The following is a 19,925-nucleotide window of genomic DNA, read 5'->3' as shown; positions in this document are numbered from 1 at the left end:
CTACCTCTCCGATGTTCACCTCGCGCTCATCGCCATCCACCTCAAACGACCCTTAGAGTAAACACACCCTAGTCAGTCAGTCGACGTTGGTGTCAGGCGCGCAGGGCGCGCTTGGTGGAACGGGACTTGGCGAACACGGTGACGGCAGCGCCCGCGAGCAACAGACCAACCATCGTGAACAGCGCCGTGCCGGCGGCACCGGTCAGCGGGAGCTCGGTGACGTTCTTCACGTTCTTCACCACGGTGTCGGAACCGTTAGCCTGAGTACCCGGGGTGACGAGTCCAAGAGCATCCTTGGTGAAGGTAACCGTACCGTTCTTGACCGTGATGTCGAAGGACAACGGGGTCTTCAGGTAGCCGGCAGCGTATCCGGTCTCAGTAATGGTGTAGGTGCCATCGGCAAGACCAGCGAACTTCACGACACCGTTAGCATCAGAAGTCGCCTTTGCGGTGTATTCGGCAGGCAGAGCCGGGGTCTTCGTATCAGCCTTCGGAGCGATGGTGAACTCGACGCCGGCAAGACCGTTCGCAGCCTCGTCAACGCCGACCTTGGTGAACTGGACCGGGGTGGTGACGACGGTCTTGGAACCCGGGGTACCGGACTGGTTGTTATCATGCTTGATGACAGCGGAGTTCACAATATCACCAGTGGCGTCACCCTTCACGGTAGCGGTGTACGTGATTTCGATCGCAGCGCCGATCTTGAACTTGGCGGCATCAATCGCGATGGTCAGAGTCTTGGCGTCAGCAGTCGGATAAGTGACCTTCACGCCGGTGGACTGATCATCGGAGGAAGCAACGGTCTGGCCGCCGATCTTCACGGTCACGGAACCAGCGTTGATGTCGAGCTCGTCAGACGGAGTATCGACAAAATCGTACTGATAGGTCTCATTACCGGTGTAGTTCGGGATCGTGCCGGTCAGGGTGTACTCGACCGTATCGCCGACGGTCACGGAATCCTTGTCCGCGGTCTTGCCAGGTGTCGGGACGTTGGACGGCTTGGCGTCCGCAGTGCCGAGCGTCTGACCGGCGAAATCGGCGAACTCTCCGGCAGTCGCATTCCAGATCTTGGTACCGACCAGCAGTGCGGAACCACTGTTATCGGTCACGAGGTACCAACCCTGCTGCACCGGGGAGAACGTTGCGGTCTTGCTGTCATCAGACAGCGTCGGGACAACGGCCATGCCGAGCTGATCGGTCTTCATCGCCAGAGCATCGGCAAACGCCTTGAGATCAGCAGCGGTGCCCTTGCCAGCCGCGAAGTACGATACCGCGTCCGGATAGCCGCCGAAGTCCTTGACAGTGGTCGAAGCGGCCGCAGCCGTCTTCACCGTATCGGCGGCAGCGGTCACGTCAACGTTCGTGGCCTTACCATCCGCGCCGAACACAGCGTGCTCGTACTTACCAATGTAGTACGCGTGCAGCTGGTTGGCCTCGAACGTAAAATCGGCGCCCGCGTTCACAGTGAACGAGGCATCGTTCTCGGCCGCGTTGGCGGTGGTGGCGCCGAGGGCGAGACCACCGAACAGGGTCGCCGCAGCGGCGACGCCCGCGAAAAGCTTCCTCAACTTCATGAGAAACCCTCTCTTCCTTGATTTCCTTGTGATTATTTGGTTATTGCTATTTCTGCAACCGCGGAGGCAGGAACCGTTACCGGCTTCCGCGATCCGCAAATTCTGATAGGAGGGCGATCGCCCTCGGCTCCCCGCCCGGCCCCGACCGGCCCGTCACCCTTCACGGGCGGCCGGCCGGAACCGGAAGCGGGGATTCGGCTCATACCGTCAGACCCTTGCGCCTGCGGTACTCATAGGTCAGCGCCAACGCCAATCCGGCCAGCGCGGCGAACACGCCACCGCCGATCAGCCAGTCACGCGCCGACGCGTCACCACCCGTCAACGGCAACGACGACACCGCGACATACGCGTTGACGAAGGTGGGAAGGCCGTCAGTACCGGTTCCGCCGATATTGCCGCCGGAACCCGAATCGTTCACCCTTCCGTACGTGACCTCAGCGTTAAGTCCGCCATTGCCATCCGAAGTCACGGCAACCGTGGCCTTGTACACCGTCGAGTCATAATGCCAACCCGCAACCCCATCATTGGTTTCCTTGATGGAGAACGTGTACGTACCCGCCTGTGTGAACGTCAGCTCAGGGAACGCACCATCGGTGACCGACTTGTCGTCATTCACTCCGACACGCTGCGTATTGCCATCCTTGATCTCACCGACCGTGTGGGCGGACAGCGTCGTGCAATCCTTCCAGTCAGTCGCCGTGCACTGGGTGAGTTTCGTATCGCCGGCCGTCACATCGGCATTGACCGTATCCGTACGAACCAGCGAGAACGTGAAGTTCTTGTCGTTCGCACCAGTCCAATCAGCGCCCTTCACCTGCTTGTCCAGCGAGATACGGGCCTTCGCATCGACGGTTTCGTCGGTGAACTGAACGATCACGGAACCGGTGACGAGGTTGCTCAGACGCAGATTACCGAGATTCGTATGATCGGCCTCGGAATTGTAGTCCGGGTCATTGTCCCGCTCAGATGGCACCACATCCTGGGTCGAACTGACCAAGCCCCAGCCTTCATCGAACGCGTACAACGTGTCGTCGCCGGCCTGACGCGCACTATAGCCGTATGCCAGCACCGGATCGCCGTCGACATCATACTTCAGCTGAAGATCCGTGGTCGTCCTGCTCCTCGCCGTCACCATTTGACCATCGCCATCGACCCTGGCGCGGTATCCCTCAGCGGGAACAGTCGCATTCACCGTAGGAGAGCCAGTGGTGGCGTCGAATCCGGTCACGCCGCGCGGCGTGCTCTTGATCCACGTCAGGGTGTTGTCCACGTCATCGTTCGTGGCGAACGACGACATCGGGCGCACCAGCCAGCCAGCGCCACGGTACACGCGCATGCCATCATCGGCCGAACCGGCATCGGCAAACACGCCGTAATCGTTCACCACGATCTTCGACCTGGTCGCATTCAGCTTATAGCCGGTCGGCTGGCTGGTCTCAGCCAGGCAGTACGTACCCTTGGTGAGCTTGTTGGTTCCCGTGGGGAAGATGCCCGAACCCTTGACCTTCAGACCATTGGCATTCGCAGTTCCGTTCACGGTCACCGTGTCATACGCATTGCCCAAGGTTGCCGTGGCGCAATTGACATCCGCACCACTGACGCTGTCGCTGATCCGGTACAGAGTGAACGTCGCATCGGCGGCGATCGTCTTGCCCGCATCATCGACCTTCTGCACGAACAGCTCGTTCTTGATGTTCGGAATGTAGAAGTTCGCAGAGAACTGACGCGTGAAGTTCGCGAAGTTCATGCGCACGGTGTTATTCACCGTGACATTGTTCTTATCCGAGGAGTAATAGTACGCGACCGTGTATTCGGTCTGGCCCTTTTCATTGCTGTCGAGCAGGTAATAGTACTTCTCGATATCTCCGGGGAGGTTCTCGATTTTGACCTCATAGCCGCCGCTGGTAGTGGGCTCGAACTCGTTCGCGTCGCCGTTGGCCTTATTGGCCTTATACGACTCGATCACGCCGGCCAGGCCATTGGCCTTCGAATAACGCCATCCCTTGAGCTGATCGCCGGAAACACCCTTCCACGCATCGGACGAATCAATGTCGGACACCGACTTATCGCGCTTCATCACCACGGCAAACATCACGCCGCCCTTATTGGGGCTCGGGTCAATCACGTTCCCTTTCAGATCGGTGATGTTCGTGGTAGCGGTCGTGGTCACCTTGGCCAGAGCAAGGGAACCAGTCCTCCACAGGCTGCCGGACTCGTTCGGATTGGTTTCCGACAGCACCACGCCGCTTTCGGTACCCGTACCCTGCTCGCTGTCCACCGCCATGTAATGCAAATGCATTTCCGTGGCGTCAGGAGCACGACGATAGCCGTCCGGAACCTTGGTCTCCACGAGCGCGTAATGCGTGTAATGGTTGGCACCGGTGTACAGGTCATCGAAGCTGACGATCTTGCCTTCCGCATCCTTCAGAACCAGCGTGCCGTTGCTTTCGGTCGTACCAGTACCGATCAGGGTGCGGCCAGTAGCGGAATACTGGTTATCCGTGGCGTACAGCGAAAACTCCGCGCCCGCGACCGGGCCGTTGTTCTGATCGACCTTGTGGATCTCGCTTTCCGGGATCGTCTTCAGGTTGAACTTCAGGCTCATGTTCGAGTCCGTGTTGCCGCGTTCGAGATAGAAGAAGTTCAGCGTATGGTACGTGTTGTCGGCGAAGGTATTGCCGTTCCACGACGTTACGTTCAACCGACGCGCCGAGTTGTACAGCTCTCGCAAGGTCGTATCGTATTCACCGCTCACGCTGACCGTTCCGGTGCTGAAATCGATGTCGAGCGTGGATGCGTTATGGATACCGCCCAGATCACCGACCAGCACACCATCGATGAACACCCACACATCATCATCGCCGGAGAAGTGGTAGCTCATCTTCTGTCCCTGACCAAGACCCTCTTGGATCACGCCGCCTTTCGGCTGTACAAAACGGGACGACATGGACAAACCAAAGTAATGGTTCAGAGACCCGTTACTCGATGCAATGTTCCTCTGAGTGAGCCCATTCCTATCTTCGGAAAGAACCGTGCTGGCCTGATTAAACGGGAAGAACTGTCCGTTCATCGTCGAATCGTTGCCACCGGCGTTCACAGCCCACGTGTCATACAGGGTCCAAGCCTTCGAAGACGTATTAAGCGTGGCAAAATTCGCGCTATCAAACGTACCGCGCTGATATGCGGTAGACAGCGCGTTGTAGTAGTAGTAACCCTTGCTATCAACCTGCAGCAGACCGGAAGTGTCCATGTAGGAGCTCTTGCCAGTCACATCCGTACCGTCGAACAGATAGGACAGCGACTGGCTGCCATACGTAGCAGATAGCTGCGGATATCCATCGATTAGCGTCCTTGACACAAGTCCCTGACGCGGGGTGGAATTCGTTGTCCATTTATTGATGGAGTCACTGAACGTACCGTCATTAGTGCGGAATTTCAGAGCGTGATCAGCATTGATGCCACTGTCCCCAATACCGGTGCAATCCGTATTGTCCCGAGTCGGATCCTGGTTGCATACCCAATAATCAAACGCGTTGATCGTAGTGCCGTTCGGCGACACACCTTGCACAGTGTGGTCGTTCAGAGCGGCAGGGCTCACCGCCGCATCCGCCTTAGCGGCATCCGCATCGGTCGTGTCCGAGGCCTTGGCGTCGGACTGCGACTGAGTGCCGGCCGTCTTGTCGTCGGCGGACTGGTCGGACTGCTTCACGTCGGTCGTCTGCTTGGCATCGGACGCGTCGTCAGACGTACCGATCGTGTCATCGGCAGTGCCATCGGTCGAACCGGTCGTCGCATCGTCCTTCGCAGTGTCCGCCGCGCCGTTGTCCGTCGTACCGTCGCCGGTCGTATCGGTCTGCTTCTGGTCGGCCGTCTGTTGCGTGGCGGTCGCGCCGCCGTTCGCATCAGTCGTACCGTCGCTGCTGTTGTCCCCCAACGCAAATGCCGTGCCGGAAATCGCCAGCGTGGCCAACATCGCCACAGCCGACACCGACGCGACCATACGCGCGGAAATCTTGTTCCAAGGTTTCCTTGCCATCACTCTCACACTCCGTCCGTAAAGACGTCTCTTTACACCCTTACTTCTCGGAAATTAGTGGGGCACTTCGCCGGTTTCATCCCCCGTAAATCACCGTCGAGTGAAACGCGAAGACGTGATTCCTTGACATCAGGCCTTGTTGCGTCTGCGGCCAGTACCCCCGTAACTCGGGGAAAGAATTCGGAGAAACGCACGGCATTGCACAGTATTCGGACAGCCATCGGCATGTCATCCGTGGTATATGCCGCATGTTCGGGGCCGATCCGTCGGTTTGTTCGGGGTAACCGGCGACGAACGATACCTTATATATACGTGCACTCGTTCACCGCGCGTTCGCCGCAAAGGCACCGGCCGTTCATACGCGCCGCCTCCACACCTACCGCATCCGCGATCGTTCCGATCGGCAATCAATTCCGGCACGACCGGGTCGAGTTATCCACATTCACCGGCGAATGTCGTAAGTTATCCACATTCTCACACCAGCCGACTGCGCGCGACCGCCGATGCCGTTACGGTTGCCTTATGATCATCAACGACGACGCTTCCTCACCCGGCGGACATTCCTCCGCCTCCTTTGACGCCCCTTCCGCACCGAACGACCCATCTCCCGCAATGGGCGACGTTCTGAAACAAGTCAGGCACGACACCATCCAACGATGCACCGATGCCGCCGAACGAGCCGGGCACAAGCTGCTGTTCGGCATGACCACGTCGCTTGCCCTGCAATCCGTGCCATTGCCCGACACCTGCACGCTCGATACCACGTTGCTGCACACCGTGTCCAGTTCGCACGGCAAGCGTGTGCGGAAACGCGGTCTTACGCCCGACATCATCCAGCCGCATGTGTGGCGGATTCTTGACGGTGCGCCGCTGGACGCCGCGCCGCCCGGCACCGCGCCACTTGGCACCGTGCCGCTGGTGCGCATCACCTCGCGCGTGTATGCGCTCGACCTGTTCCACACGTGGGCACAATTGGCGTCATATGTGCCGTTCGAGTCGTTGATCGTATTGGGTGATTCGACCATCCGGGCGGTCGCCTCCCAACCGACATCGGCTCGCGGGCGATCCCCGGTCGAGGTGCGGCGAGACCTGCTGGCGAGCATTGCGGCGATGCCGAAGTTCAATGGGAAAACGGCGTGCTTACGGGCGGGGACGCTGATCGCGGCGAACGTGGATTCTCCCAAGGAGAGCGAATGCCGGTTATTGTTGCGGCGGCATGGGCTGCCGAAGGTTGAAACCGGTTACACCGTACCGGAGGCGCGGTTCCGCTCGGGCGCGGCGATGACGCTTGATCTCGCATGGCCGCAATGGCGGGTCGCTGTCGAATACGACGGGGACCATCACCGGACGGATCGCAAGCAGTGGCGGCGCGATCAGGAAAAACGCGAATACCTGCGCAGTCGGGGATGAACGGTGATCATCGCGACGGCCGCCAACCTCACCGATGATGTGTCGCGGGCGGAATTCGCGTTTCATGTGGCACGGCAACTGGCGTTGCACGGGGCACCGATGCGGTTCGAGGTGATCGCCCGGCCGATTGAGCGACTGCGCGGCGAATAAGGTGGATGAGCGCGGGGTGGCGTGCGGCCGAATGCACTGGCCGGTGTTCGAACGCACCCGGCGTTCGAATGCACTGGTAACAGGATCAGAATGGCGAAGACGGTCAAATGCGTCGAATCAGACCCACGAATGAGCGCGGGGCGTCGAGCAAGTGGGCGAGCGCAAATTCACTGGGCCGGCGTCATTGGCGAGCGTTTCCTAGGAAAGTCTCGGGAGACATATCAAAAAAAACGTCATCATGCGTGGCGGAAGCAGAAATTCGTGCCACGGTAGCGATTTTGCCTTGCAATTGTCTTACCGGGACAAGAAAACGTGCCACGGTAAAGCAAATCGAGCAGAAATCGGGTACCGTGGCACAGCAACTCGCCACGGTACCCGATTAATCGACACGCACCACTACCGGGACAACCATCAAAACCACGGATCGTTGGAAATCCGCCATTCTCAAAAAAGCGCCCATCCACACCCGCCGAAGCAACGCGCCACGGTTCCTCAAAACCCTCCAAAAACAGCTACCGGGACAAGAAAACATGCCACGCTAGAACGAATCGGAAGAAAAACGGCTACCGAGACACAGCAACTCGCCACAGTACCCGATTAATCGACACGCACCACTACCGGGACAACCACCGGATTCCCAAAACCGTTGGAAATCCGCCATTCCCGAAAAGCGCCCATCCTCGCATGCAGGAGCGCCTCGCCACGGTTATAGAAAAACCCCAAAAATCGCCTACCTTGGCACAAGTTCTTGCCACAACAGAAGATTCCTGAGTGATTCGGCCTACCGTGGCACACATTCGGTACCACGGCAGGCCGAATCACTCAAAACCCGGCTTCTGGGAGGTTCCTAGGGACACACGGCACCGCTGTACCCGGCATTCCAATGTCCGAGCATCCCAACGCACCAGCTGCATCACGCTTCCAGCAGGCACACGCTCACCCCGGCAACCCGGCGGTAGCGCGCACCAGGGCACATGCACCCCGCCAAGGGCACACGCACCCAACCCCGCGCTACCGCCTGGTCATCTCCTCCTCGATCTGTTCGAGCGACTTACCCTTCGTCTCGGGCACGAAGCGCATCACGAACGGAATCGACAGCAGCGAGAACACGCCAAAGATCGCGAACGGCCCACCCACGTTGTTGCCAAACGCGGCCAGCAGCATAAGGAAGAACTGGGAGACGACGAAGTTGCCGAGCCAATTCGCCGCCGAACCGAACGAGGACCCGATGCCGCGCACCGACAGCGGGAAGATCTCGCCGACAAGCACCCACGAAATCGGCCCCCACGACAGGGCGAATCCGAGAATGTAACAGGCGATGAGCACCATGGTCGGCACGGCAAGCTTGCTCACGTCGCCCGTGAAGTTCATCACGGCGAGGATCGCCAGCGTGACGGTCATCACCACGGAACCGCAGATGAGCAGTTGCTTGCGGCCAAACCGGTCCATGATCATCGTCGCCGCGATCGTGGCGGCGAAGTTCACGACGCCGATGCCGACCGACACCCAGATAGCGTCGTTCTCGGGGAAGCCGAAGCCCTTGATGAACACCTGCGGCAGGAAGTAGATGACCGAGTTGATGCCGACGAGCTGCTGGAACAGCATGATGCCCACGGCCGCGATCAGCGCCGGGCGCGCGGTGCCGAACAGTTCGCCCACGCCACCCTTGACGTCCTGCGCGGCGACTTCCTTGATCTCGTCGAGTTCGAGCTGCACCTGCGTCTGATCGACGTCGGTGCGGATGAGCGTGAGAACCTTGAACGCGTTGCGCTCATCGCCCTTGTTCACGAGGTAGCGCGGAGATTCGGGCAGCAGCAGGCCGCCGAACAGCAGCAGCGCGGCGGGCACGAGCGCCGATCCGAGCATCCAACGCCAGTCGCGCACGCCGAGCAGGTTGTGATTCAGAAAACCGAGGTTGGACGCGTATGCGAGCAGGATGCCGAAGGTGATCATGAGCTGGAACAACGTGGACAACGATCCGCGGCGCTCCTTCGGCGCGAGTTCGGCAAGGTAGGCCGGGGTGAGCGCGGATGCGGCGCCGACCGCGAGGCCGAGGATGATGCGCGCGGCGACCATCATGAGGAATCCCGTGGAGGCGGCGCACATGCCCGATCCGATCAGGAACAGGATCGCGGAGACGATGAGCAGTTTCTTGCGGCCGAACCGGTCGGACAGCGTGCCGATCGACAGCGCGCCCACGCACGAACCGATGAGCACGGACGACGTGATGAAACCGGTCTGCGAGACGGACAGTCCGAAATCCGATTCGATCAGCGGGGATGCACCGGAGATGATGCCCGTGTCGAAGCCGAACAGCATGCCGCCAAGCGCGCCGAACGTGAAGATGAACGCGCCATTGAGCGGAAATCGCGTGGACCAGTGCGGTTCCGCGGCTTCGATGCCCGTCACGGTATCCGTCGCCTCTGCCATGTTCCTGTGTTCCTTTCATCGTCGTTGACCGGATCATCGGGGGCGACCGTCGCCCCGACACCGATGGATCACGTCGCATCCATCCGCCGACGGCGACCGGCGAACGGAACGAAAAAGGCCCGGAACGGTATGGCAGACCATGCCATATACCGTTCCAGGCCTTGCCTCGTATCGAGTAACAACCCTGCTACAACGTGTTTTTATGCGGCTGACAGTATATGCCGATCCCCGCGACAACACCCGCCGCATGACACCCCAGCGCACCCGCGACAACACCAGCGACGATAACCTCGCATCGCCGCACACCGCCGCGCACCGGCGCCAACACCCACGCACATACACGAATGCCCCTCGCACCACACGGGCAACGAGGGGCATCCAATAGAGCCGTAAAGGCGAAGGCTTAACGCTTCGAGAACTGCGGAGCGCGACGAGCCTTGTGCAGACCGGCCTTCTTGCGCTCGACGACGCGGGCGTCACGGGTCAGCATGCCGGCCTTCTTCAGGGTGGCGCGGTTGGCGTCACGATCGATGGCGTTCAGCGCGCGGGCCACGCCGAGACGGATGGCGCCGGCCTGGCCGGTGGTGCCACCGCCGTCAACGAGGACGACGACGTCGAACTTGCCTTCGAGCTTGAGCAGGACGATCGGGGAGTTGACCTCACGCTGCTGCAGCTTGGACGGGAAGTACTCCTCCAGGGTGCGGCCGTTGATGGTCCACTTGCCGGTGCCCGGGATCAGACGCACGCGGGCGACGGCTTCCTTGCGACGGCCGGTGCCGTAGCCCGGGGCGATCGCGGAAGTACCGGTGCCAGCGCCGGCGTTGGTCTCGGTGGTGTACGAGGTGAGCTCCTCTTCGGTTGCCTGAACCGCGGAGTCGTTGGTGTTTTCAGCCATGATTCTTATCTCCCTTCGGTTCACTTAGCCTGCTGCGAGACCTGAGCGATCTCGAAAACCTGCGGCTTCTGCGGGGTGTGCGGGTGCTCGGCGCCACGGAAGATGTGGAGACGATCCAGCTGCACCTTGGACAGGCGGTTCTTCGGCAGCATGCCCTTGACGGCGGACAGGATGATGCGCTCCGGCTTGTTGGCAAGCAGCTGAGCGTAGGTGTCGCGACGCAGGCCACCCGGGCGACCGGAGTGCGAGTACAGTTCCTTGCCCAGCTTGTTGCCGGTCAGGGCGATCTTGTCGGCGTTGATGATGATGACGTGGTTACCGGAATCCGCGTGCGGAGCGAAGGTCGGCTTGTTCTTGCCGCGCAGCAGCGTAGCGGTCTGGGTAGCCAGACGACCGAGGACGACATCGGTCGCGTCGATGATGTACCAGTCGTGAGTCAGATCAGCTGGCTTCGGAGTGAAAGTTTTCACTGGTGTACCTTTTCTTATCTATTGTGTTCCGGGTTTCGGCTGCTCGAGCGTGCGCTTGGTTAGGGCGCGCGAAACGAGAGGCTTCGACCTCATTATCCGTGGGCTCCCTGAAAGTCCTCGATGGCGAGTGGGAAAGCGCTTTGAAGGACCCCTTAGGGAAACACAACAATCTACTAGTGTATCGCCTGCCTTGACATTATGCCGGGCGTGTTGCGGGCACCCATGCGGCCGCGCGCCCAATGAACGCGCGCATGCGAGCGCGTCCACGAACACGCGTCCGGCGGACATGAAAAATCCCTCCCGTTTGGGGAGGGATTTCAGAAAGGATCCGACACCGACAGCCAACCGGACGACCCGCGAGCCGCCCGTCCGCCCGCATCGTTATCCGCGCATGATCGCGGTGAGCTGCTGCAGCTTGGCGTTGTCGAACAGGGCGTCGAGCGAAACGACGTTGCCGTCGCCGTCGGCCAGCGGAATGCGCCAGTTCGGGTACTCGTTGTTGGTGCCCGGCTGGTTCTGCGCGCGCTTCTCCCCCACGGCGTCGGTGATCGACGCGGCGAGCAGCTTGCACGGCGAATCCTGCAGCGCCCGGTACATGGCCTCGATGATCTGCCATTCGTTGGCCTGCTCATCGGCCAGCAGGGCCGGATCGAGATAGCCGTTCTTGACGAGCATCTCCATCATCGCCTTGTGCTCGGCCTGCGCGGACTTCTCGAAGTCCTCCTTCGGGCCGGTGAGCAATCCGAGCTGTTCGCGCAGCTTGACGTGCTCGTACTCGAGGTAGCCGGCGACCGGCGGCAGGTCATGCGTGTTGACCGAGGCGAGCGCGTACGGACGCCAGTCGGCGGGCGCACGGAACGTGCCGTTGAACTGTTCGAACCATTCGACCGCGCATCCGAGGATGCCGTGCTCGGACAGCGAGTCGGCCACGTAGCTCGGCACGACGCCGAGGTCCTCGCCGACCACCACGCCGCCGGCACGCTGCGCTTCGAGCGCGAGGATGCCGAGCATGATGTTCGAGTCGTAATGCACGTAGGTGCCGTCGGTCGCGGACTTGCCGTCCGGGATCCACCATAGGCGGAACAGGCCGAGGATGTGGTCGATGCGCACCGCGCCAGCCTGACGGAACATGCCGTGCACCATGTCGCGGTACGTGCGGTATCCGGTGTTCTCCAGGTCGAGCGGGCTCAGCGGCGGCTGGCTCCAGTTCTGGCCCTGCTGGTTGAACATGTCCGGCGGTGCGCCGACCGTGGCGCCCTTGGCGAAGCGTTCCGGGTTCCACCACACGTCGGAGCCGAGCGGGTGCACGCCCACGGCCATGTCGGACATGACGCCGATGCGCATGCCGGCCTTGCGGGCGGCGCGCTGCGCGTCCTCAAGCTGTTCGACGGCGACCCATTCGAGCCAGCGGTAGAAGTCGAGCGTGTCGGGGTACTGCTCGCGCAGCGCCTTGATTTCGGGCGAATCCTTGGTGAAGGTCTTCTCCCAGTTGTCGTCCTTGCCGTTCGGCGCACCCCACTTGTCGTAGCACAGGCACCAGGTGGCGTACGATTCGAGCTCGTCGCCCTGCTCCTGCTTGTAGGCGTCGAACGCGGCCTGGCGTTCCGAGTTGCGGCCGGACTTGAAGATCAGCCACAGCGCGCCCATCTTGGCGCGCCACATCGCGTCGCGGTCGATGAGCTGCGCGTCGCCGTTGAGTGGTTCGACCTGCGCGTGCAGTTCGCGGATCTTCGCGGCGACGGTTTCGCTCAGACGGCCGTATTCCTCGATCGATTCGGGGCGGATGTACGTGAAGTTGACGAACCGGCGCGACACCGGCAGGTACGGCGACGGCGTGAGCGGCGAGACCGGTTCGGCCGCGTGCAGCGGATTGACGAGGATGAAGTCGGCGCCGGTCTTGGACTTGGCGTCGACCAGCATGCGCTTGAGATCCTCGTAGTCGCCGACTCCCCACGATTCGGACGAACGGATCGAGTAGAGCTGCGCCATCCATCCCCACAGGTGGCCGCCCTTCATCTCGTCGAGCACGTCGATCTGCGCGGGGGCGCTGATCAGCGTGGCGTCCTGCCTGCGGCTGCCCACCTGCACGTGCAGCGTGTGGTAGCCGGTCGGCAGGTCGGCCGGAAGGATCACCGATGCGGTCGCGATGAACTTGTCGTTGATGACGTACGCCTGCGATCCGTCGCCCGCGCCGACTTCGAGCTTGCCGTATTCCTCGCCGTTTTCCAGGGTGAGGGACGCCTTGGGCACCGACAGGATCGGGGTGTTGACAAGGACGCGGTCCTCGCGGCCGGCGATGTGCAGTACGGTGGGGCTGACGAGCCGCCCGTGGCGCTCGTCGAGAATGCGGCGCGTGGATGCGACGATCGCCGCATCGCTGGAGGCGTCGATGCCAAGCGCGGCGAGGACGGCAACCAGGACATCGTCTTCGATTTCGTGGTAGTCATCAGACATGCCGACATAGCTTGTGGCGACACCGACCAGACGCGCAAGACGAATCAGGGGGCGGGCCAGACGCTCGGCACTTTCTGTTCTCTCGTTCATATTTCTTAGTCTATGCCCGGGTGTGGCGCGCCACGCTAGCCAAAACGCCGAAAACGACGCCCGTGCCAAAAGTTGTCCGCGCCGTGCGCATGTTCCGCACAATGTCTGGCACCGATTGCGTACCGTTTGGACACATTGTGCGCGCTGCGGCGAAAACCGCTCGAAGCCTTCCACGATGTGAGACGAACTGTCCATTGCGACTGTCGTCGCCGACGTGACGTCCGTCTCACGCCGCGGTCACAGCCGGCTTGCGGCGGCTTTGGCGACCACCGGATCGGGGTCCGATGCGAGACGCTGCAACGTTTCGGTTGAGGTGTGCGGATTGAGCGCGACGGCGCGGCGCACCATTGCGGTGAGCACGACCGGCGCGTCCGGCTCGGCCTCCACGCCGAAACGGCTGAGAAAGTCGAGGATGTCGGCGTCCACGTCCGGATTCTGCGCGCCCTCCATGCGCATCTTCCACGACGTGCGCTTGTTGCGCAGTGCGATGTCGCGCACCTCGGGATCGGGATCCTTGGTGAGACGCCCGACCAACCAGTTCTTGTCGTCCGCGTTGGCGGCGACGGCCTTGCGCACCTCGACGCTGTCGTCGACCGACAGCTTGACGAGCACGTTCGGGAACGGCATCGTCTGCGCCAGGTAGATGCGGTCCTCCTCCGGCGTGTGCGGGTTGCCGGCGACGGCCTCAAGCAGTGCGGTGGCACGCGAGAACGCCGCCTGGTCGGACTTGTCCGGCAACGGTCGGCGGGCGAATTCAGACAGTTCCTGCGGATCGGTCGAATGACGCAACCGCTCGTAGGTGGCGGTCAGCGGTTCGAAGCCGTCCGGCAGGCCGTGATGCTTCGGCGCGGACTGCTGTTCGGCAGCTTCGGTCGTGGTCTCGGCGGCGCCTTCGGCCGGCACCACGGCGGGCTGCTGTTCGTTCTCGTTCGTTTCGCTCATACCGCTACCTTACGCACATCACGGGAACCGGCACGCACCGCCGCCGCACACATCAGCACCCCTCACAGCGCGACGGGCCGGTTGACCGTGTCCAGCGGCTCGGGTGTCACGGACGCGTTGAACGTCTCCCGAACGCGAGCCTCGAAATCGTCCGCCCGATCGGCCGGCACCGCGGCACGCAACGCCACGCGGTCCGTGTACGCCTCGTCGTCGGCCAGACCGTCGCAGTCGGCGAGCAACCGCTGGAACTGCGCGAGCTGCGGGTACTCCAGCCGCACCGCATACCGCTTGCACGGCACGATCCGCGCCAGCTTCGCCGCTTTGACCGCGATCGACGCGCCGGTCGAATACGCGCGGATCAGTCCGCCCGAACCGAGCAGGATGCCGCCGAAATACCGGGTCACCGCCACCACGCAGTCGGTCAGGCCGTTCTGACGCAGCACGTCGAGAATCGGCTTGCCGGCGGTGCCCGATGGTTCGCCGTCGTCGCTCATGCGTTCGGTCATACGTCCGTCCGAACCGCCGCACACCGCCGCGTACGCGACGTGACGCGATTTCGGATGCTGCTCGCGGATCGTTTCGACGAACGCGAGCGCCTCGTCAAGCGAATCGATGTGGCAGGCGTCGCCGATGAACTCGGATTTCTTTTCGACGAACGCGTCGTGCGCGGGCGCGTCGGGCGTGTTGAGGATGGTCTGCATAACGGTTCAGCCTACTCGCCGGAGGTCTGACCGCCGGACGGCGTCTGGCGCGCGGCCTGTTCGGCGGTGATGTTCCACTCGCGCACGACGCCCCGGTCGGCGCCCATCGAGTAGATGACGTTGGTGATGCGTTCACGTACGGCCGCGTCCTGCGTTTCGTTCCAACAGGTGCCGTCGGGATGGTCGGAGGCGAGCGAGCACCACTGGTATTTGCCGCGCGTCTCGTTCGCGCTGGGCGTCCAGTCGATGCGGCTGACGCGCCAGGTGCCGGACTGTCCCTTTTTGCCGGCGAACTGGATGCGCGCGGTGACGCCCTGGTTGTTGACGATCGTCTCCGGCGTGTCCGCGGATTCGGTGACGGTGTTGCCGAGACCGTAGATGATCCAGGTGCCGTTGTAGTTCTCGATCGGCTGCGCGCAGTGACATCCGGCGCCGTAGATCACGTCGAACGCGCCGGTGTCGGCGAGTTCGTGCGCTTCGGACTGCTGCCACGAGTCGGCGTAGTCGAGGTATTCCTGCACGGAGTGCATGGCGATGGCGACCACGTCGGCGCCCTGTTCGCGGGCGGCCTTGGCCTTGGCGACGGCCTTGTCGATGTCGGACTGGTGGTTGGGATCGCCGGATTCACGCAGACGGTCGACCTGCCAGTCATGGTCGGCGGTCATGCCGTTGAGCGAGACGGTGCCGGTGACGAGGCCGAGTTTGCCGCCGCCGGTCGGCGAGTCGATGACGAGCGGTTTGGTGGAGTCGGCTTCGGTCTTGTACGAGCCGGTTTGGTCGATGCCGTCGGCCGCGAGCGTGTCCCACAGGCGGGCGATGCCGTCCGCGCCCTGGTCCCAGGAATGGTTGGTGGCGTGCGTGCAGGCGCGGTAGCCGACCTTGGCGGCAGCGTCGGCGACTTCGGGCGGGATGTTGAACACCGGGTAGCCGCTGTAGGGGCCGCCGCGCTGGGCGATGGGGGTTTCGAACTCGCAGATCGCGATGTCGGAAGCGTCGATGTACTTGCGCAACGGCTCGAACAGACCGGTGAAGTCGAAGGCGGTGCCGTCGGTGGCGGTGGGGTTGACGGCGTACTGGTTCCATAGGCCGGGGTGAAACAGCAGGTCGCCGTTGACGAGGATGGAGATGCAGTCGGTGTCGGGACAGTCGGGCGAGTTGCCGTGGTGCTCGACGACCGGCTCGGGAGCGGATTCGGTTTTGTCGAGGATGGCGTTCGAGCCGGCGGCGGAGTGGGTGTCGGCCGTCCCGGTCGGGATAAGCTGCACGGGCGTGTTGAGCCATGCGATCGTCCAACCGATGACGACGCAGACCGCAATGATCGCGATCGCGCCGAAAACGGACCATAGTTTGCGGGCGGTGCGGCGATCGGCGATCACATTGGCGTCATCGACATGCTGACCGTACTTGCTGGCGTGTCTCATGGCAGTCGTCCCCTCTGACTCTTCTTCCCGGCTTGTTCCGACGGCATCGGCCGCAGCGGTCGCGGCCATGTCGTCTCGTCTTTCTCCTGTCCACCATCTTCGATGTGATCTTCGACATAGTGAGCGTTAACACACTATTTACGCGGAAAAGTGCCGTTTTTCAGCCGCGTGTCCCGCTTCCGGACGGTAGAATGAGGCACTGGAGGCGGACGGACAAAGGCGTACCTCCGACTCCGCTACTTACCCCGACAATCACGGTTCAAACCCATCCGGAATGCCCCAGAAGAACATCTTTCGCGGCATCTCGCGACATCGGCAGGGAGCCGCGGCGACCGATCGCATATCGGATCACGGACATGCCGAAATCGTACGGCGGCCGGCATCATCCGCAGAACACCCGGCGGCGATATCATCGAACGGTACGACAGGTACGGCAACAGATACGGCATACGGTACGGCAGGCACATGCGACCGGCACACGGCCGACGCACATTCGCCCGCGAAGGAGCATCATGCAATACATCGAACGGTTCATCGACGGCATTGACGGGTCGAAGGCCCGTTTCATCGGATACGCGATCGACAACAGTCCCGAAATCGACATGCAACGCCGCCGTCCCGCGGTATTGGTGATTCCCGGCGGCGGCTACGCGATGACGTCCGACCGCGAGGCCGAACCGATCGCGTTGAAGTTCCTGAGCGCCGGATATCAGGCGTTCGTGTTGCGGTATTCGGTGTCGCCGAGCCGCTATCCGGTCGCGCTGATCGAGGCGGCCGAGGCGATGCGTCTGATCCGCGAGCACGCCGACGAATGGCACGTCGACGCCGATCACGTCGCGACGATCGGTTTTTCGGCCGGCGGCCATCTGGCCGCGAATCTGGCGACCAGCGCCGGCGACGACGATCTGCGAGCGCACGGCTACGATCCCGACGCGGTGCGGCCGAACGCGCTGATGCTCGCCTATCCGGTGATCACGTCGGGCGAGTTCGCCCATCGCGGCAGCTTCGACGAACTGCTGGGACCGGATCACAAGGCTGATGCGGACCGGCTGGAGGCGGTGTCGATCGAGCGGCATATCGACGCCGTGACGCCGCCGGTGTTCGTCTGGCACACGATGACCGACCGTACCGTGCCGGTCGAGAACACGCTCATGCTCGTGCAGGCGTGCAAACGGGCCGGGGTGCAAGTGGAAGCGCACCTGTATCCCGAAGGCGACCACGGACTGTCGCTGGGCACGAAAGAGTCGATGTGGGGCGGACAGGACGGGGTGCCGTGCGTGCAATCCTGGCCGCAGCTGGCCATCGACTGGCTCGGCCGCACGTTCGCCGCGTGACGGCGGTGGAAGCCTTTGGGGCGGAATCCCTCTGGTTCCGATCCAAAGGCTTCCAAGATTTTCCGGAAGCCGGGCGATCATCATATGGCCAGTCGAACACGACCTGTGCATCAATGAGGGTAAGGGTCGGATCTGCGCGGCTTGTTGCCTAAGCTCTTCATGGGCGGGATGTTTGGTGAACAGGTAACAGATAGAAGAGCCTGTCTCCTTTTGCGGAGATCAGCGAATAGCGACGATTCAACTTATCAATGGCATCGGTTCCGTCGAATGATTCTCGTCATTTGCATTCTTCAAGTAGCGCCTTGCTGCCAATGGGATGGCTCGCTTGACCGCCTCACCTCATTACTTCGATGGGAAACCTTACACCGGCATAGTTCGACCGCAATCTTATAGAAGACGTCAACATCTCTCCTTCCACGCCTGCGCACCGCGAAAACCGATGACGGTTTAGTCCGTTTCGGATGAAGTCATCCTCACATATGCCGCATGTTCACGAAGATATTCACGCAAATACGGAACAGCGAAGTCAACCCTGCCATACCCACGTTCCACAATGACCTGAGCCTCCAGCAGCCGGGCACGATATCGACTGGCATAACGAACATCTTTCCCCATGCGCTGAGCGATGGATGACGTGGACGACGGACCATCATCCTGCGCCATCGCAAGCAAATATGTCTTATCAACAGGCGACAATCCATCCAATTCCGGACCATGTACCGTATCTCCCAACCGCGCCAAAGCGCTCGCGACGCCATAGCGCACGTCGATTTCATTCACGTCGACCCTCTCTCCCGCATTTCCCCGTCGTCGGTTGGCATTGCGCCAGACGTGATAGCCGACCAGCTGAATCATGAACGGGTACCCAGCAGTGGCTTTCGTTGCCGCATCCAGCGGTTCACCGTCCAGAATCAGATCAGTGTCACGGAACGTGGCATGCAGCGCATCGGATACTTCGTCGAGCGGAACCTCGCCCAAAGGTTCGTACTGTGCACGCCGGATGAACGTGGTCGCCTCGTTGTTAAGCCATTTTGAAGCCATCGAGGGCAGACCCGCGAACACAAACGCCATATTGCGGTTCGCGATGGTCATGTTCTGCACCGCCGTAGCAATTTCCGTCAATTCATCACGATCGATCGATTGCGCTTCATCCACGGTGACGAGCAGTCCAGCCCCCTTGCGCTCCAGCTCATCCATACGAATGGACAAGGCATCGCTGAGATCGATGACACGATGATTGTTCTCGTAACTGACGCTGCCAAGACTGCCGCCTATGCCCATAACACTAACGCTGGGATCGATGCTGAACTTGAAACTACCTTTAGGCGGCTGCAGCCGGCCGACCAGACGATTCGTTATGCCCTTTCGAGATGTCTCAGAGATAACTTGCCAACCGAGTGCTTTGACGGTATCCGCGAACTTGGCGAGCATGACGGTCTTGCCGACGCCGCGCGGTCCCGTGACCCGCATGAGACGCCCCGGAGCACCCGGCCCATCCTCAAGCGCCTCGTTGAAATCATCAAGAACCATGTCCCTGCCTATGAGGACCGGAGGAAGATGCCCGGCACTGGGCTTGAACGGATTCGCCGCCATAATACCTACTTTCATAAAAAATCATAAACATTCTACAACATGCCTCCCATTCTACAAGAATCATAAAAATTCATAAACGACTTCACGCAGGAACAACATCAGATGCCATTATTCTAAAGATTTGGAAAACGAAAAAGGGTTTTCGGGAAGTTCCGGAAACCCTTGGTGGCGGAGTCAGAGGGATACCGCCACGAACGGCCGTTAACCCTTGGAAACATTGGAATATCGGGGACACCACTAACGCCCGGACCCCATTACGTACCCCATAAATCGTGATTAGCCACGCTGCACGGCGCGTCGTTACGCCGATCGGCTGGAATCATCATACCGCGAGCGCTCGCCGGCGTTCTAGGGTGTGTTTACTCTAAGGGTCGTTTGAGGTGGATGGCGATGAGCGCGAGGTGAACATCGGAGAGGTAGGTCTC

Annotated in this window: 13 protein-coding genes; 3 read left to right on the top strand and 10 right to left on the bottom strand. The window is 61.4% G+C overall.

From position 1 onward, the window contains the following. Positions 1–92: 92 nt before the first annotated feature. Both GFD25_RS11470 and GFD25_RS11465 read right to left on the bottom strand, forming a co-directional pair. The gene (locus GFD25_RS11470; RefSeq protein WP_163232940.1) at positions 93–1,574 is read right to left on the bottom strand and encodes an isopeptide-forming domain-containing fimbrial protein; all 1,482 of its coding nucleotides are present in this window, start codon (positions 1,572–1,574) and stop codon (positions 93–95) included. A gap of 199 nt (positions 1,575–1,773) precedes the next feature. Further along, entirely contained in the window at positions 1,774–5,610 is a 3,837-nt protein-coding gene (locus GFD25_RS11465; RefSeq protein WP_163232938.1) for a Spy0128 family protein, read from the bottom strand. A 735-nt stretch (positions 5,611–6,345) separates the two neighbouring features. Between GFD25_RS11465 and GFD25_RS11460 the strand changes: the two genes are divergently transcribed. Further along, positions 6,346–7,020, top strand: a complete 675-nt coding sequence (locus GFD25_RS11460; protein WP_239512562.1) for a hypothetical protein — start codon at positions 6,346–6,348, stop codon at positions 7,018–7,020. Positions 7,021–7,023: 3 nt separating this feature from the next. After that, positions 7,024–7,170, top strand: coding sequence for a hypothetical protein (locus tag GFD25_RS12335; RefSeq protein ID WP_239512561.1), 147 nt, complete (start codon positions 7,024–7,026; stop codon positions 7,168–7,170). A gap of 1,011 nt (positions 7,171–8,181) precedes the next feature. Here the strand turns inward: GFD25_RS12335 and GFD25_RS11455 are convergent. The 7 genes from GFD25_RS11455 to GFD25_RS11425 all read right to left on the bottom strand — a co-directional run bounded on the left by GFD25_RS11455 (position 8,182) and on the right by GFD25_RS11425 (position 16,573). Continuing rightward, positions 8,182–9,600: a sugar porter family MFS transporter gene (locus tag GFD25_RS11455; RefSeq protein WP_163232936.1), complete on the bottom strand. Its 1,419-nt coding sequence runs from the start codon at positions 9,598–9,600 to the stop codon at positions 8,182–8,184. Positions 9,601–10,003: 403 nt separating this feature from the next. Then, positions 10,004–10,495 carry a 30S ribosomal protein S9 gene (gene rpsI / locus GFD25_RS11450; protein WP_152357670.1) on the bottom strand — a complete coding sequence of 164 codons (492 nt, stop codon included), beginning with the start codon at positions 10,493–10,495 and terminating at the stop codon, positions 10,004–10,006. A 20-nt stretch (positions 10,496–10,515) separates the two neighbouring features. Continuing rightward, positions 10,516–10,965 (bottom strand): 50S ribosomal protein L13, encoded by a 450-nt coding sequence (rplM, locus tag GFD25_RS11445; protein ID WP_163232934.1) that lies wholly within the window; start codon positions 10,963–10,965, stop codon positions 10,516–10,518. A 381-nt stretch (positions 10,966–11,346) separates the two neighbouring features. After that, positions 11,347–13,509, bottom strand: a complete 2,163-nt coding sequence (gene malQ, locus GFD25_RS11440) for a 4-alpha-glucanotransferase (protein WP_163232932.1) — start codon at positions 13,507–13,509, stop codon at positions 11,347–11,349. A 237-nt stretch (positions 13,510–13,746) separates the two neighbouring features. Beyond that, the gene (locus tag GFD25_RS11435; RefSeq protein WP_163232930.1) at positions 13,747–14,451 is read right to left on the bottom strand and encodes an AbrB family transcriptional regulator; all 705 of its coding nucleotides are present in this window, start codon (positions 14,449–14,451) and stop codon (positions 13,747–13,749) included. A gap of 62 nt (positions 14,452–14,513) precedes the next feature. Further along, positions 14,514–15,152: an IMPACT family protein gene (locus GFD25_RS11430; RefSeq protein WP_163232928.1), complete on the bottom strand. Its 639-nt coding sequence runs from the start codon at positions 15,150–15,152 to the stop codon at positions 14,514–14,516. Positions 15,153–15,163: 11 nt separating this feature from the next. Next, complete coding sequence (locus GFD25_RS11425) at positions 15,164–16,573, bottom strand: CapA family protein (RefSeq protein WP_163232926.1); 1,410 nt, start codon at positions 16,571–16,573, stop codon at positions 15,164–15,166. A gap of 512 nt (positions 16,574–17,085) precedes the next feature. Here GFD25_RS11425 and GFD25_RS11420 point away from each other — a divergent pair. Continuing rightward, positions 17,086–17,907: an alpha/beta hydrolase gene (locus GFD25_RS11420; protein ID WP_163232924.1), complete on the top strand. Its 822-nt coding sequence runs from the start codon at positions 17,086–17,088 to the stop codon at positions 17,905–17,907. Positions 17,908–18,354: 447 nt separating this feature from the next. Here the strand turns inward: GFD25_RS11420 and GFD25_RS11415 are convergent, their stop codons facing one another. Further along, on the bottom strand, positions 18,355–19,515 hold the full coding sequence (locus GFD25_RS11415) for an ATP-binding protein (RefSeq protein WP_239512560.1): 1,161 nt from the start codon (positions 19,513–19,515) through the stop codon (positions 18,355–18,357). Positions 19,516–19,925 lie beyond the last annotated feature (410 nt).

Origin of the sequence: Bifidobacterium aerophilum (assembly GCF_010667685.1) — a bacterium.
GTDB lineage: Bacteria > Actinomycetota > Actinomycetes > Actinomycetales > Bifidobacteriaceae > Bifidobacterium > Bifidobacterium aerophilum.
The sequence above is the reverse complement of the archived record's forward strand: the minus strand, read 5'-3'. Positions and strand labels throughout refer to the sequence as shown.